Origin of the sequence: Duganella sp. BJB476 (assembly GCF_003416895.1) — a bacterium.
Lineage (GTDB): Bacteria > Pseudomonadota > Gammaproteobacteria > Burkholderiales > Burkholderiaceae_D > Rugamonas.
Genome location: NZ_QVIO01000006.1, coordinates 112,030 through 125,557, shown reverse-complemented (window position 1 = coordinate 125,557; position 13,528 = coordinate 112,030). Strand labels below are relative to the sequence as shown.

The 13,528-nt window shown below is 63.1% G+C and carries 14 protein-coding genes; 6 read left to right on the top strand and 8 right to left on the bottom strand.

Going from position 1 to position 13,528, the window contains the following annotated elements:
- Positions 1-90: 90 nt before the first annotated feature.
- From D0T21_RS22540 to D0T21_RS22530, 3 genes are read left to right on the top strand one after another with little or no spacing between them, the layout of a single operon-like run.
- Complete coding sequence (locus tag D0T21_RS22540; RefSeq protein ID WP_116993509.1) at positions 91-519, top strand: hypothetical protein; 429 nt, start codon at positions 91-93, stop codon at positions 517-519.
- Positions 520-533: 14 nt separating this feature from the next.
- Positions 534-1,121, top strand: a complete 588-nt coding sequence (locus D0T21_RS22535; protein ID WP_116993510.1) for a glycine zipper 2TM domain-containing protein — start codon at positions 534-536, stop codon at positions 1,119-1,121.
- A 54-nt stretch (positions 1,122-1,175) separates the two neighbouring features.
- Entirely contained in the window at positions 1,176-2,174 is a 999-nt protein-coding gene (locus tag D0T21_RS22530) for a proline dehydrogenase family protein (protein WP_116993511.1), read from the top strand.
- Positions 2,175-2,198: 24 nt separating this feature from the next.
- Here the strand turns inward: D0T21_RS22530 and D0T21_RS22525 are convergent, their stop codons facing one another.
- The 8 genes from D0T21_RS22525 to ugpQ all read right to left on the bottom strand — a co-directional run bounded on the left by D0T21_RS22525 (position 2,199) and on the right by ugpQ (position 10,393).
- On the bottom strand, positions 2,199-2,435 hold the full coding sequence (locus D0T21_RS22525; RefSeq protein ID WP_116993512.1) for a hypothetical protein: 237 nt from the start codon (positions 2,433-2,435) through the stop codon (positions 2,199-2,201).
- A gap of 74 nt (positions 2,436-2,509) precedes the next feature.
- A complete protein-coding gene (locus tag D0T21_RS32085; RefSeq protein ID WP_158568039.1) occupies positions 2,510-2,650 on the bottom strand; it encodes a hypothetical protein in 141 nt (46 codons plus the stop codon).
- Positions 2,651-2,724: 74 nt separating this feature from the next.
- On the bottom strand, positions 2,725-4,515 hold the full coding sequence (locus D0T21_RS22515) for an acyl-CoA dehydrogenase (RefSeq protein WP_116993513.1): 1,791 nt from the start codon (positions 4,513-4,515) through the stop codon (positions 2,725-2,727).
- Positions 4,516-4,590: 75 nt separating this feature from the next.
- Positions 4,591-5,523, bottom strand: a complete 933-nt coding sequence (locus D0T21_RS22510; RefSeq protein WP_116993514.1) for an electron transfer flavoprotein subunit alpha/FixB family protein — start codon at positions 5,521-5,523, stop codon at positions 4,591-4,593.
- A gap of 56 nt (positions 5,524-5,579) precedes the next feature.
- Complete coding sequence (locus D0T21_RS22505) at positions 5,580-6,329, bottom strand: electron transfer flavoprotein subunit beta/FixA family protein (RefSeq protein WP_116993515.1); 750 nt, start codon at positions 6,327-6,329, stop codon at positions 5,580-5,582.
- Between the two features lie 175 nt (positions 6,330-6,504).
- Positions 6,505-6,762: a sulfurtransferase TusA family protein gene (locus D0T21_RS22500; protein WP_008445984.1), complete on the bottom strand. Its 258-nt coding sequence runs from the start codon at positions 6,760-6,762 to the stop codon at positions 6,505-6,507.
- Positions 6,763-6,963: 201 nt separating this feature from the next.
- Positions 6,964-9,573: an alanine--tRNA ligase gene (gene alaS, locus D0T21_RS22495; protein ID WP_116993516.1), complete on the bottom strand. Its 2,610-nt coding sequence runs from the start codon at positions 9,571-9,573 to the stop codon at positions 6,964-6,966.
- A 67-nt stretch (positions 9,574-9,640) separates the two neighbouring features.
- Positions 9,641-10,393 (bottom strand): glycerophosphodiester phosphodiesterase, encoded by a 753-nt coding sequence (gene ugpQ, locus D0T21_RS22490; RefSeq protein WP_116993517.1) that lies wholly within the window; start codon positions 10,391-10,393, stop codon positions 9,641-9,643.
- A gap of 49 nt (positions 10,394-10,442) precedes the next feature.
- Here ugpQ and D0T21_RS22485 point away from each other — a divergent pair, with 49 nt between their 5' ends.
- The 3 genes from D0T21_RS22485 to D0T21_RS22475 are packed head-to-tail and all read left to right on the top strand — an operon-like array spanning position 10,443 to position 13,294.
- Positions 10,443-11,231, top strand: coding sequence for a M48 family metalloprotease (locus D0T21_RS22485; protein ID WP_158568038.1), 789 nt, complete (start codon positions 10,443-10,445; stop codon positions 11,229-11,231).
- 36 nt (positions 11,232-11,267) lie between these two features.
- Positions 11,268-12,497, top strand: coding sequence for a CaiB/BaiF CoA-transferase family protein (locus D0T21_RS22480; protein WP_116993519.1), 1,230 nt, complete (start codon positions 11,268-11,270; stop codon positions 12,495-12,497).
- Positions 12,497-13,294 (top strand): hypothetical protein, encoded by a 798-nt coding sequence (locus D0T21_RS22475; RefSeq protein ID WP_116993520.1) that lies wholly within the window; start codon positions 12,497-12,499, stop codon positions 13,292-13,294. Before D0T21_RS22480 ends, D0T21_RS22475 begins: the two co-directional genes overlap by 1 nt.
- Positions 13,295-13,528 lie beyond the last annotated feature (234 nt).

The window sequence follows — 13,528 nt, the reverse complement described above, 5'->3', positions numbered from 1 at the left end:
TGCGGGGCAATAGCCTTGTCCATAAAAAAGGTCCGCCGGGGGCCGTATTATGACCGATACTGCATGTTTTCCGTCTACTGCCGAACAAACATGACTGTTTCGCACCACACATCGCACAAAAACAAGACCTTCGCCACCCTGCTGGCCTTCCTGGTGGGCGGCCTGGGCCTGCAACGGCTGTACCTGCGCGGCCCGCGCGACCCCTGGCTGTGGACCCACCTGGCCGCGCTGCCGGCCGCCGCCGCCATCGCCGCCACCTGGCCGGACGCCGACGGCTTCTACAAGCTGCTGCCCATCATGCTCTCCGGCCTGGTCGGCTTCCTCGAGGCGCTGGTGCTGGGCCTGATGTCCGACGAAAAATGGGATGCCCGCTTCAACCCCGGCTCCGGCAAGCAGTCCGACACCCACTGGCCGCTGGCCGTGGTGCTGGTGGCCAGCATGATGCTGGGCGCGGGCAGCCTGATCGCCACGATTTCCCGGCTATTTGACTTGTTGTACACTGGTGGTTCCTACGGTTAATAAGGAGAAAAAGCATGAACCGTTCTATTCTGGCAGCACTGCTGCTGGCCGGCCTGGCCTCCTCGGCCCAGGCGCAAAGCCCTAAAGAGCAATTCAACGCAGAATCCAAGCGCATCGCCACCCGCTACGCCGACGACAAGAAGCTGTGCGCTGAAGAAAGCAACTCGGCGGCCCGCATGCAATGCACGCGCGACGCCAAATCCGAATACGACAGATCGCTGGCGCTGGCCAAGGCCCAGCTCAAAGCCAGCCCCGCCAAGCCGGGCAGCTGCATGGAATGCGGCAAGGTCACCTCGGTGGTGGTCAGCGAGAAGGCCGGCGAAGGCAGCGCGCTGGGCGTGATCGCCGGCGGCGTCGCGGGCGCCCTGCTGGGCAATCAGGTCGGCAGCGGCCACGGCCGCGAATTGGCCACCGTCGCGGGTGCGGCAGGCGGCGCCTATGCCGGCAAGAAGATCGAAGAGAAGGCCAAGTCCAGCAAGCAGTGGACCGTGCACGTGCAATACGACGACGGCAAGCAGGTCAGCTTCAACTTCGACCACGACCCGCGCATGATGAGCGGCGACCGGGTCCGCAACGACAACGGCAACCTGGTCCGCAACTAGGTAGAATAAAGACAGCCTCCGGGCTGTTTTTTTTCGACCACTACTGGAGATCCCGTGCACCAACCCGCCTTCCCCATCCAATGGCAGCCGCTGGTAGACCAGGCCGCCACCACCCTGCGCGCGCTGGCGCTCGACGAGAGCGCCAAGGAAAAGTTCTGCAACGATCCGCTGCTGCGCCCTTACATGCACAAGGTGTCGCAGCGCTACGTGGCCGGCCGCACCGTGGCCGAGGCGCTGCAGCGGGTCGAGCACATCATCGCCCAGGGCCACGCGGCATCGGTCGAGTACATGGGCGAGAGCGTGCGCGACGAAGCCTTCGCGATGGCCGAGACGGAAGTGTTCATGGAGCTGACCCGCGCCATCGGCCAGCGCAACCTGAACTGCTCGGTCTCGCTCGACCTGTCGCACGTGGGCATGACGGTGGACCCGGAACTGGGCTACCGCAACGCCCGCCGCATCGCGCTGGCGGCGGCCGAGATCAACCGTGAGGTGATGATCTCGATGGAGGCCGCCGACCGCGCCGACGACATCTACGCCATCTACGCGCGCCTGCATAAGGAAGACGGCTTGCACAACGTCGGCATCACCGTGCCGGCCAAGCGCCACCGCACGGCGCAGGACCTGCCGACGCTGATGAAGATCCCCGGCCGCATCCGCCTGGTGAAAGGCGCCTTCCTGGAGTCGGAGCAGGTCTCGCACCATCGCAACAGCCCCGAGCTGGCCGCAGCCTACCGCCGCTATGCGCAGGAACTGCTACTGAGCGGCCACAAGTGCTCGATCGCCACCCACGACCGCGGCATCCAGCAAGACGTCAGCGCGCTGATCCTGAAGGAACGCGTCGACCCGCGCTGGTTTGAATTCGAATCGCTGATCGGCCTGGGCACCGAGCAGATCGCCGAGCTGCACGCACGCGGCTTCCCCACCCGCGAATACGCCGTCTTCGGCGACGAGCACTTCCTCTACGTGCTGAACCGCATCGCCGAAGAACCGGTGCGCGTCTACCAGGCCATCATCGATGTGATGAGCCCGAGTCAGGCTGCGACGTCCACGTAAGCGACCATGCTGGCCGGCGCGGGGTCAGTGCAAGCGCAACTCCACCAGCGTGGTCATGCAGGACTCGGCCTCGCGCAGCGCGCGGGCGGATGGGCGGGCGCCGGCGGCCACAGCCCAGGCCAGCACCCAGTGGCCGGCCTGGATTTCCTCCCCGGCCGACTCGGCATACAGCAGGCGCTGGGCGGCGATATTCATGCGCTTGACAGCGTAGGCCTTGCGATCAGACGTGGAAGGCGTCGGGGACAGAACGATGGATTTCATACTGGGCCTCATGGTTGATATCCTCCTTGTACGCAACACACACAGCGGTGGATTCAACTTTTTGAGGCTCGGCCTCAATCTTCCAGCGCGGGCTGACCGCCGCCGGCCGTGCCATCCAGCAAAAGATCAGACGCCAAGCCGAAGCGCTGAATCCGCAAGCCATGCAAAACCTCAGCGCCGAACAGCAGCAAACGCTGCGCAGTCTGCTGCTGCAAGTCAAAACCAACCTCGACGACTGCGCATAAAAAAAGCGGCCCGAAGGCCGCTTTGCTGGAGACGAAAACGCCGCTTAGAACTGGTCTTCGCTCAAGGCCAGCACGCCGGCGCTGCCGTCGATGATGGCGATGCGCAGGCTCGATGCCTGCGACAGGATGTGGTCGGCAAAGAAACGCGCGGTGGCGATCTTGGCCTTGTAGAAGCTGGCGTCGCCTTCGTTGGCGTCCAGCTTCTGCTGCGCCACCAGGGCCGCGCGCGCCATCTGCCAGCCGCCCAGCACCAGGCCGGCCAACTTCAGGTACAGCACGCTGCCCGAGAACACGCCCTTGATATCGCTCTTCATATTGGCGACCACGTAGTCCACCACCGCTTCCAGATCCTTGCCGCCGGACGACAGCTGCGCCAGGATCGCCTTGAAGTCGGCATTGTCCACAGCAACCAGCTGCGCCTCGGTCGCGCGCACCTGGGCAATGATGCCTTTGGCCACGGCGCCGCCGTCGCGCACGGTCTTGCGACCAACCAAATCGTTGGCCTGGATCGCGGTCGTGCCTTCGTAGATCGTCAGGATCTTCGAATCGCGATAGTGCTGGGCCGCGCCGGTCTCTTCGATGAAGCCCATGCCGCCGTGCACCTGCACGCCGTCGCGGGTAACGTCTTGCGACATCTCGGTCGACCAGCCCTTAATCACCGGCACCAGATATTCGTACACGGCCAGGTTGGCCTTGCGCACCTCGGCGTCGGCGTGGCTATGCGCCACGTCGCTGATGCCGGCGCCGACATAGGCCAGCGCACGCGCCGCCTCGGTCTGCGAACGCATCGACATCAGCATGCGGCGCACGTCCGGATGATGAATGATCGAAACCGGACCAGCCGAACCGGCCAGGTCGCGCGACTGCACGCGGTCCTTGGCGAAGGCAACCGCCTTCTGGTAAGCACGCTCGGCCAGGCCGATGCCCTGCAGGCCGACGCCGAAGCGGGCCGCGTTCATCATGATGAACATGTATTCCAGGCCGCGATTCTCTTCGCCAACCAGCGTGCCGATGGCGCCGCCGTGGTCGCCGAATTGCAGCACGGCGGTCGGGCTGGCCTTGATACCCAGCTTGTGTTCGATCGACACGCAATGCGCATCGTTGCGCGCGCCCAGCGAGCCGTCGGCGTTGACCAGGAACTTGGGCACGATGAACAGCGAAATACCCTTCACGCCCGCAGGCGCGTCCGGCGTGCGCGCCAGCACCAGGTGCACGATGTTCTCAGTGAAGTCGTGCTCGCCGTAGGTGATGAAGATCTTGGTGCCGAACACCTTGTAGGTACCGTCGTCCTGCGGCACGGCGCGGGTGCGCACGGCGGCCAGGTCGGAACCGGCTTGCGGCTCGGTCAGGTTCATGGTGCCGGTCCATTTGCCCGACACCAGGTTTTCCAGATAGGTGGCTTTTTGCGCATCGCTGCCGGCGGTCAGCAGCGCTTCGATCGCGCCGTCCGACAGCAACGCGCACAGCGCGAACGAGATGCTGCCGGCGTTGAGCATTTCAATGCACGGCGTCGCCAGCAGTTTCGGCAAGCCCTGGCCGCCGAACTCCACCGGATGCTGCACGCCCTGCCAGCCAGCCTCAGCAAACGCCTTGAAGGCGTCCTTGAAGCCCTTGGAGGTCGTGACCTGGCCATCGTGCCAGAAGCTCGGATCTTTATCGCTAGGATTGTTCAGCGGTGCCACCACGTTGGCGACGAACTTCGCGTTCTCTTCCAGCACGGCTTCGGCCGTGTCCGGGGTCGCGTCTTCATTGCCCGGCAGCGCGTTGACGCCAGCCAGGTCGGCCAGTTCGTTCATCACGAACAGCATGTCTTTCAGGGGTGCTTGATACGGCATCTTATGTCTCCAAGAAAAAGGCCACGGCAATCCGGTCATCCGGATCAGCGTGGCCCTGTATTCATCACGGCTTGATTAGCCCAGTTCTGCAACCAGTTGCGGCACGATTTCGAACAGATCGCCGACGATGCCGTAGTCGGCAACGGAGAAGATCGGTGCTTCAGGATCCTTGTTGACCGCGACGATCACTTTGGAGTCCTTCATACCGGCCAAGTGCTGGATCGCGCCGGAAATGCCGACCGCGATGTACAGCGTAGGCGCAACGATCTTGCCGGTCTGGCCGACTTGCCAGTCATTCGGCACGTAGCCGGCGTCGACTGCTGCGCGCGATGCGCCCATGGCGGCGTTCAGCTTGTCTGCCAGCGGTTCCAGGATCTTGAACGCTTCGCCCGAGCCCATGCCGCGGCCACCGGAAACGATGATCTTGGCGGCGGTCAGTTCTGGACGATCCGACTTGGCCAGCTCGCGGCCGACGAAGGCCGATTTGCCGTTGTCGGCAACTGCGGCGACGTTCTCGGTCGCAGCCGAACCGCCGGTGGCGGCAGCGGCGTCGAAGCCGGTCGAACGCACGGTGATGACCTTGATCTTGTCCGACGATTGCACGTAGGCGATCGCGTTACCGGCGTAGATAGGACGCTCGAAGGTGTCCGGCGAGTCCACTTTGGTGATTTCCGAAATCTGCGCAACGTCCAGCTTGGCGGCTACGCGCGGCAGGATGTTCTTGCCGTAGGCGGTGGCTGGAGCCAGGATGTGGCTGTACGAACCGGCCAGCGCCAGCACTTGCTCGGCGATGTTCTCGGCCAGGCCGTCGGCGAAGTAAGCGGCGTCGGCCACGATGACTTTCGACACGCCGGCGATTTGCGCGGCGGCGGCAGCGGCGGCGCCGGCGTTCGAGCCAGCGACCAGGACGTGCACGTCGCCACCGCATTGGGCTGCGGCGGTCACGGTGTGGAGGGTGCTGCCTTTCAGGCTAGCGTTGTCGTGTTCTGCAATAACTAATGCGACCATGATTTTTCCTTTGATTATTCCCGTCCCCGGCTCCACCGGGGACGAAAATGAAGTTCTTAGATGACTTTGGCTTCGGTGCGCAGTTTTGCGACCAGGGTGGCGACGTCTGGCACCTTGATGCCGGCCGAGCGTTTTGCAGGCTCGACGACTTTCAGGGTTTTCAGGCGCGGGGTCACATCGACGCCCAGGTCTTCCGGCTTGGTCACATCCAGCGGTTTCTTCTTGGCCTTCATGATGTTCGGCAGGGTCACATAGCGTGGCTCGTTCAAACGCAGGTCGGTGGTGATGATTGCAGGCAGCGTCAGCGCCAGGATTTCCAGGCCGCCGTCCACTTCGCGGGTCACGGTGACTTTGCCATCTTCCAGCACCACTTTCGACGCGAACGTCGCTTGCGGCCAACCCAGCAGGGCTGCCAGCATCTGGCCTGTCTGGTTCGAGTCATCGTCGATGGCTTGCTTACCCAGGATGATCAGCTGCGGCTGCTCTTTGTCAGCCAGCGCCTTCAGCAGCTTGGCGACCGCCAGCGGCTCCAGCTCGACAGCGGTTTCCACCAGGATGCCGCGGTCGGCGCCGATCGCCATACCGGTGCGCAGGGTTTCCTGGCACTGGGTCACGCCGCACGACACGGCGACCACTTCGGTGACTTTACCGGCTTCTTTGAGGCGCATCGCTTCTTCCAGCGCGATCTCATCGAATGGGTTCATCGACATTTTGACGTTGGCGATATCGACGCCAGTGCCGTCGGACTTGACGCGCACTTTGACGTTGTAGTCGACCACGCGTTTGACGGGTACCAAGACTTTCATAGCTGTGCCTTTGGAAAAATTAAAGAATTCGGGACTAAATTATGTGGGCTAGATTATATGAGAAATTCAGCCCGCACAAGAAAATAAAGCACGATCGTGCGTTTTTTAGCTAGTAGAAATCGTCTAAAAAATAAATCTCTCAGACGATGTTTCTACAGAAAAAGACGCAGCAGGCTTATTTGCGCTGCATCAAAAAGACAAATTCACGACCGGTCTGGACATGGGACAACAGGGCGTTGCCGGTTTGCTTGGCAAATGCCTGGAAATCGCGCACCGAACCTGGGTCCGTCGCCATGATGCGCAGGACTTCGCCACTTTGCAACTCGGACAAGGCTTTCTTGGCCTTGAGAATCGGCAACGGGCAGTTCAGGCCGCGTGCGTCGAGTTCTTTGTGGAATTCCATGATTTCGTTTTCAAGTATCGTGTCGCTCATCAAGAACCCGCATGTTTTGTTAGGACTGTCGTCATACTACTCCAAAACGGATCAAATGACGCGCTGCACCAAAATAGTTCATAGTGCGTTGCAAGTTTGCAACGGGAACTGGCAAGTATACAACAGCTCGCCTCAGACAACAACGGCCTGCGCAAGATACGCAGGCCGCATAGTTACTGCATTACAAGGCTTTTTGGCAACTTAAGCGCGCTCGCCTACCCAGCCCGGAACAGCCGCCAGAGCCGCTGGCAAACCGCTAGGATCGGTACCGCCGGCCTGCGCCATATCAGGGCGTCCGCCGCCTTTTCCGCCCACTTGTTGTGCAACGAAGTTCACCAGCTCGCCCGCCTTGACCTTGGACGTGGCGTCCGCCGTCACGCCCGCGATCAGGCTGACTTTGCCGTCGGCTACGCTGGCCAGCACGATGGCGGCGGTTTTCAGCTTGTCCTTCAGCTTGTCCATGGTTTCGCGCAGGCGGGCCACGTCGGCGCCTTCCAGCACGGCCGCCAGCACCTTGATGCCGTTGACATCGACCGCTTGCGTGACCAGCTCATCGCCCTGGCCCGAAGCCAGTTTCGATTTCAGCGCGGCCAGTTCCTTCTCCAGCGCCTTGACATGGTCCTGCACCTGGCCGATACGCGCGGTCAGTTCTTCCGGAGTCGCCTTCAACGCTGCCGAAGCTTCCAGCAGGCGACGGTTCATGGACTGCACCAGTGCCACTGCGCCTTCGCCGGTAACTGCTTCCACGCGGCGGATACCGGCAGCAACGCCGCCTTCCGAGATGATCTTGAACAGGCCGATGTCGCCGGTGCGGTGCACGTGCACGCCGCCGCACAGTTCTTTCGAGCTACCGATGTCCATCACGCGCACTTCATCGCCGTACTTCTCGCCAAACAGCGCCATCGCGCCATGCTTGACGGCGTCGTCGAACGACATGTGGTGCTGCTGGACTGAAGTGTTGGCCAGCACTTCGCGGTTGACGATGGCTTCCACCTGGGCGATCTGCTCGGCGGTCATCGGTGCGTTGTGGCTGAAGTCGAAACGGGCCTTGTCAGGATCGACCAGCGAACCTTTCTGTGCCACGTGCGAACCCAGCACTTCGCGCAGGGCTTTATGCATCAAGTGGGTGGCCGAGTGGTTGCGGATGGTGCGCGCGCGCTTGGCTTCGTCCACGTTGGCGCTGACGGCGTCGCCCACTTTCAGCGAGCCCGATTCCAGCACGCCGTGGTGGCCGAACACGTCGGCTTGAATCTTCAGCGTATCGCTGACGGCGAACTGCGCCGCGCCGGTGGCGATCACGCCCTGGTCGCCGACCTGGCCGCCCGATTCGGCGTAGAACGGCGTGGTGTCCAGCACCACGATGCCGGCCTGGCCAGCTTTCAGTTCCTGCACCGGCGTGCCGGCTGCATACAGGGCAACGATCTTGCTGCTGTGGGTCAGGTTGTCGTAGCCGACGAATTTGTTTTTCTCGCCGGTGTACTCAACCTTGGCATCCTTGGTCGACTTGCCGCCTTTGCGCGACAGTTCCTGGCTTTCTTTCAGCGCGGCGTCGTAGCCGACCTGGTCGAACTCGATATCGCGTTCGCGGCAGATGTCGGCGGTCAGGTCCGGCGGGAAGCCGTAGGTTTCGTACAAGGTGAAGGCGGTGGCGCCGTCGATGCCCTTGCCGTCCTTGGCCAGCTGCGCTTCCAGCACTTTCATGCCGGTTTCCAACGTCTCGCCGAAACGCTCTTCCTCGGCCTTCAGCATCTGGGCCACGCGGTCCTTGGCTTCTTCCAGCTCAGGATAGGCGGCGCCCATCTCGATCGACAGGTCGGCCACCAGCTTGAAGAAGAACGGCTTGGTCTGGCCCAGCTTGTGGCCGTGACGCAGCGCGCGGCGGATGATGCGGCGCAGGACGTAGGCGCGGCCTTCGCTGCCAGGAATCACGCCGTCGACGATCATGAAGGCGGCGGCGCGGATGTGGTCGGCGATCACGCGCAGCGATTTGTTTTCCAGGTCGGTGGCGCCGGTTTCGCGCGCGGCGGCCTTGATCAGGGCCTGGAACAGGTCGATCTCGTAGTTCGAGTGCACGTGCTGCAGCACGGCGGCCAGGCGCTCCATGCCCATGCCGGTGTCGACGCACGGCTTCGGCAGCTTGTGCATCACGCCCGCTTCGTCGCGGTTGAACTGCATGAACACCAGGTTCCAGATTTCGATGAAACGGTCGCCGTCTTCGTCAGGCGAACCTGGAGGGCCGCCTGGAATGTCGGCGCCGTGGTCGTAGAAGATCTCGGTGCACGGGCCGCATGGGCCGGTGTCGGCCATCTGCCAGAAGTTGTCCGATGCGTAGCGCGCACCCTTGTTGTCGCCGATGCGGATGATGCGCTCTTTCGGCACGCCCACTTCGTTAGCCCAGATGTCGTAGGCTTCGTCGTCTTCCATGTAGACGGTGACGGTCAGCTTGTCGACCGGCAGGCCGTAGACCTTGGTCAGCAGTTCCCATGCGAAGTTGATGGCATCGCGCTTGAAGTAGTCGCCGAAGCTGAAGTTGCCCAGCATTTCGAAGAAAGTGTGGTGACGCGCGGTGTAGCCGACGTTTTCCAGATCGTTGTGCTTGCCGCCGGCGCGCACGCAGCGCTGCACGGAGGTGGCGCGGGTGTACGGACGGCTGTCGGTACCGGTGAACACGTCCTTGAACTGCACCATGCCGCTGTTGGTCAGCAGCAGGGTCGGGTCGTTGCCAGGCACCAGGGAGCTGGAACGGACAATCGAATGACCCTTGGATTCAAAAAACTTGAGGAATTTGTCGCGGATTTCAGATGATTTCATGTCGTAAGCAGTGGTAGCTGGCAAATGCAAAGGGTTGATTATATATGACCGCGAGAGCCACAGGGTCTTAGGCGAAACCCGGTCCGATCAAATCGATCCGATCCGTACAAAAGCCATCCACGCCCCATGACAGGATCTCCCTGCCGCGCTCGGGATCGTTGACGGTATAGCAAAACAGCCCGTAGCCGGCCGCCTTGATCTGCGCCGCCAGCTCGCGGGTCAGGTGCTTCTGGTTGGTGTGGATGGCCACCGCGCCCAGTTCGCGCGCCTGCGCCTGCCAGTCGGCGGGGATGCGGTCCAGCAGGTAGCCGCGCGGCAGCTCGGGCGCCGCGTCACGGGCGGCGGCCAGGGCGTCGAAGCTGAACGAGGACAACAGGGGAACGGCGGCCGGGTCGCCCGCCGCCATCTCGGCGGCGTAGTGCTCGCGTGTTATTTTTGCAACCCAGGCGCCGGTTTCGCGCTCGTAACCGTCGGCTGGCTTGATTTCCACGTTCATCCAGATGCGTTGCTGCTTGCAATAATCGATGAACTGGGTGAAGAATGGCACCGGCTCGTCGCGGAATTGCGGCCCGAACCAGCTGCCCGCGTCCATGCCGGACAACTCGATGGCGTCGGTCTCGGCCACGCTGCCCTGCCCCGCCACCGTGCGGCCGAAGTCGGGATCGTGCATCACCATGCCGATGCCGTCGCGCGACAGCATGACGTCGAACTCGACCGCGTGAAAGCCGTAGGCCAGGCCGGCGCGCAGGCCGGCGACGGTGTTTTCCGGCGCCAGCGTACCGCCGCCTCGGTGTGCAACGATTTTTGGGTAAGGCCACATGGTGGATGCCTCGAAAGCAGTAATGGACACGATGTCAACATTATCACGAATGCGGGACCTGGCAAATAGGCGGCGCTGGGCAGGCCGGCTGCTGCTGCCCGCGCTGTTCACGCTGCTGGCCGGCGCGCCCGCCGCCGTGCCCGCGCAGGACGCCGCCGCCCTCACCCAGCAACTGCTTATCACCCGCGCCGCCCAGGTGTACGCCGCCCGCCTGAACGACCATGTGCTGGACGCCGACGCCAGCTTCACCGCCCGCGTCAGCGCCATCGCCGCGACGCTGATCGCCCGCGCCAGGCGCGACTATCCCGACACGGCCGGCTGGGCCTGGGAAGTCCACACCACCAACGATCCCGACCAGAACGCCGACTGCATGGCGGGCGGCAAAATCCTGGTCAGCCTGGCCTATGTGCAGCGGTTGGAACTGGGCGACGCCGAGCTGGCCATGTTGCTGGCGCACGAGATCGAGCACGCCGCCCTGCACCACAACCTGCAGGAATACCAGCAGGCGCTGAAGCTGGCGCCGCGCTGGGCCGAGCGCCCCTTCCTGGAACTGGAACACGCGGTCGACTACGACAACGATCTGATCGGCCAACTGGCGCCCACCAACTATGCCCAGGAAGTCGAAGCCGACCGCGAAGGCATGCTGCTGGCCTGGCGGGCCGGCTGGCCGGCGGCGCAGTTGGCGGGCTATTTCAGGAAAATGTACCGGGGCAGCGCGCAGCCGCGCCTCATCAAGCCCGACTATCCATCGCCGCAGCTGCGCTGGCAGGCCGCGCGCGAACTGGCCGCCACCTTGCAAAAAAATTATGTGCAAGCGCCGACTGAGCCACTACACTAGCGGCCTGATCGGATTACTCAAAAGGTTACACTCATCATGACAGCTCCAAAAGCGCTAGGCCATATCCGCGTCCTCGACCTCAGCCGCGTGTTGGCGGGACCGTGGTGTTCGCAGAATCTGGCCGACCTCGGCGCCGACGTCATCAAGATCGAACGGCCTGGCAGCGGCGACGACACCCGCGCCTGGGGCCCGCCGTACGCCAAGGACGCCGAAGGCCAGGACACCACGGAAGCGGCCTACTACCTGGCCGCCAACCGCGGCAAGCGCTCGGTCACGATCGACATCGCCAGCGCCGACGGCCAGGCCCTGATACGCGAACTGGCCAGCCACTGCGACGTGGTGCTGGAAAACTTCAAGGTCGGCCAGCTCAAGCGCTACGGCCTGGACTATGAATCGCTGAAGGCCATCAAGCCCGACCTGGTCTACTGCTCGGTGACCGGCTTCGGCCAGGACGGCCCGTACGCGCACCGCGCCGGCTACGACTTCCTGATCCAGGGCATGGGCGGCCTGATGTCCGTCACCGGTGAGCGCGACGACCTGCCCGGCGGCGGTCCGCAGAAAGCCGGCGTGGCGCTGACCGACCTGATGACCGGCATGTACGCCACCATCGCCATCCTGGCCGCGCTGACGCACCGCGACCGCAGCGGCGAAGGCCAGTACATCGACATGGCGCTGCTGGACGTGCAGGTGGCGATGCTGGCCAATATGGGCAGCAACTACCTCAACAGCGGCAAGCCGCCCAAGCGCTGGGGCAATGCGCATCCGAACATCGTGCCGTATCAAACTTTCCAGTGCGCCGACGGCTACATCATCGTCGCCACCGGCAACGACGGCCAGTACCAGAAGTTCGTCGAAGTGGGCGGCCGCGCCGACCTGGCGACCCACGAGCGCTATGCAACCAATCCGCTGCGCGTGAAGCATCGCGACGAGCTGGTGCCGCTGCTGGCCGAAATGGTGCTGGCGCAGCCGCGCGATTTCTGGATCGACAAGCTGGAAGCGGTCGGCGTGCCGTGCGGCCCGATCAACAACCTCGACGACGTCTACAAGAACCCTCAAGTACTGGCGCGCGAGCTGGTGATGGAGGTGCCGCATCCGACCGCCGGCAGCACCAGGCTGGTGCGCAGCCCGATGAAGATGTCGCTCACGCCGACCGACAACGCGGTCGCGCCGCCGCTGCTGGGCCAGCACACCGACGAGATCCTGCGCAGCCTGTTGGGCCAGAGCGACGACGACATCGCCGCCTTGCGCGCGCAGGGAGTGCTGTGATGGACAAGCTGATCGCGGAATTGCAGCGGCTGTACCTGCTCGACGACCAGGAGTGCTTCCCCGCAGGCGCGCTGACGCCGGAGATGCTGGCGCAGCACCTGGGCGGCGAGAAGACCGGCGCCATCAACCTGGTCTCCGACAACGGCCTGGTGCGCACGATGATCATCGACTTCAACCGCATGGGCGACGCGCCGGCCTTGCAACACTGGGATCGTCTGTGCGGCGTGGCGAACGCGCTGCAGGATCAACTGAGCCTTCCTGCGCCGGCGGTGAGCATCAGCGGTGGCAATGGCTATTCGCTGTGGCTGTCGCTGGAGACGCCGGTGCCGCTGAATCAGGCGCAGCATTTCCTGCACCTGCTGCGCAAGACCTACTTCCCCGACATTCCGAACGAAGAGATCGGCCTGCGCCCCGACACCCTGACCAGCACGACGGCCGAACTGCCGCCTTGCCTGCACATGGCCAGCGGCCGCTGGGCCGCCTTCATCAATCCCGGCATGGGCGCCTCGTTCGCCGACGAATCGGGACTGGAAATGATGCCGCCCTACGCCGCGCAAGCCGCGTTCCTGGAGGGACTGCAAAGCATCAGCGACAAGCAGTTCACGCACGCCATCACCACCATGCACCCGGCGCACGGCAAGGAGCGCCCGCACAAACCGGCAGCGCCGGCGGCGCACATAGCCCAGGAAGGCCTGCTGTTAAAAGACGCGACGCTGGAAGACATCATCCAGCACCTGCACGGCAAAAACATCGAACCGACGTTCCGGCATGTGATTCCAAAAGACTCATTCTCTTGAACGTTTGCGTCTCCGTTCGGAGCGGATCATTTCCGCCTTCATAGCCCGGCAAGCGCCGGTTATCGGAAGAAAATAAAGGCGCAAACTCTCCTTGAACATGCGCCATGCATAACTCTCTTCTTTGTGATTTGCAGGATTATTCATTTCCGAAGTCCCTTCACAAAATCCCAGCTCTGAAAAAGCAAGGAGACAAAAAATAGTAGCATGTCCAATGCGAACATGCAGTGCGCACTC

Coding starts and splice junctions, on each gene's coding strand:
- D0T21_RS22540 (WP_116993509.1), top strand. CDS start 91: ATGACTGTTTCGCACCACACATCGCACAAAAACAAGACCTTCGCCACC.
- D0T21_RS22535 (WP_116993510.1), top strand. CDS start 534: ATGAACCGTTCTATTCTGGCAGCACTGCTGCTGGCCGGCCTGGCCTCC.
- D0T21_RS22525 (WP_116993512.1), bottom strand. CDS start 2,435: ATGAAATCCATCGTTCTGTCCCCGACGCCTTCCACGTCTGATCGCAAG.
- D0T21_RS22515 (WP_116993513.1), bottom strand. CDS start 4,515: ATGCCGTATCAAGCACCCCTGAAAGACATGCTGTTCGTGATGAACGAA.
- D0T21_RS22510 (WP_116993514.1), bottom strand. CDS start 5,523: ATGGTCGCATTAGTTATTGCAGAACACGACAACGCTAGCCTGAAAGGC.
- D0T21_RS22505 (WP_116993515.1), bottom strand. CDS start 6,329: ATGAAAGTCTTGGTACCCGTCAAACGCGTGGTCGACTACAACGTCAAA.
- D0T21_RS22500 (WP_008445984.1), bottom strand. CDS start 6,762: ATGAGCGACACGATACTTGAAAACGAAATCATGGAATTCCACAAAGAA.
- alaS (WP_116993516.1), bottom strand. CDS start 9,573: ATGAAATCATCTGAAATCCGCGACAAATTCCTCAAGTTTTTTGAATCC.
- ugpQ (WP_116993517.1), bottom strand. CDS start 10,393: ATGTGGCCTTACCCAAAAATCGTTGCACACCGAGGCGGCGGTACGCTG.
- D0T21_RS22485 (WP_158568038.1), top strand. CDS start 10,443: ATGCGGGACCTGGCAAATAGGCGGCGCTGGGCAGGCCGGCTGCTGCTG.
- D0T21_RS22480 (WP_116993519.1), top strand. CDS start 11,268: ATGACAGCTCCAAAAGCGCTAGGCCATATCCGCGTCCTCGACCTCAGC.
- D0T21_RS22475 (WP_116993520.1), top strand. CDS start 12,497: ATGGACAAGCTGATCGCGGAATTGCAGCGGCTGTACCTGCTCGACGAC.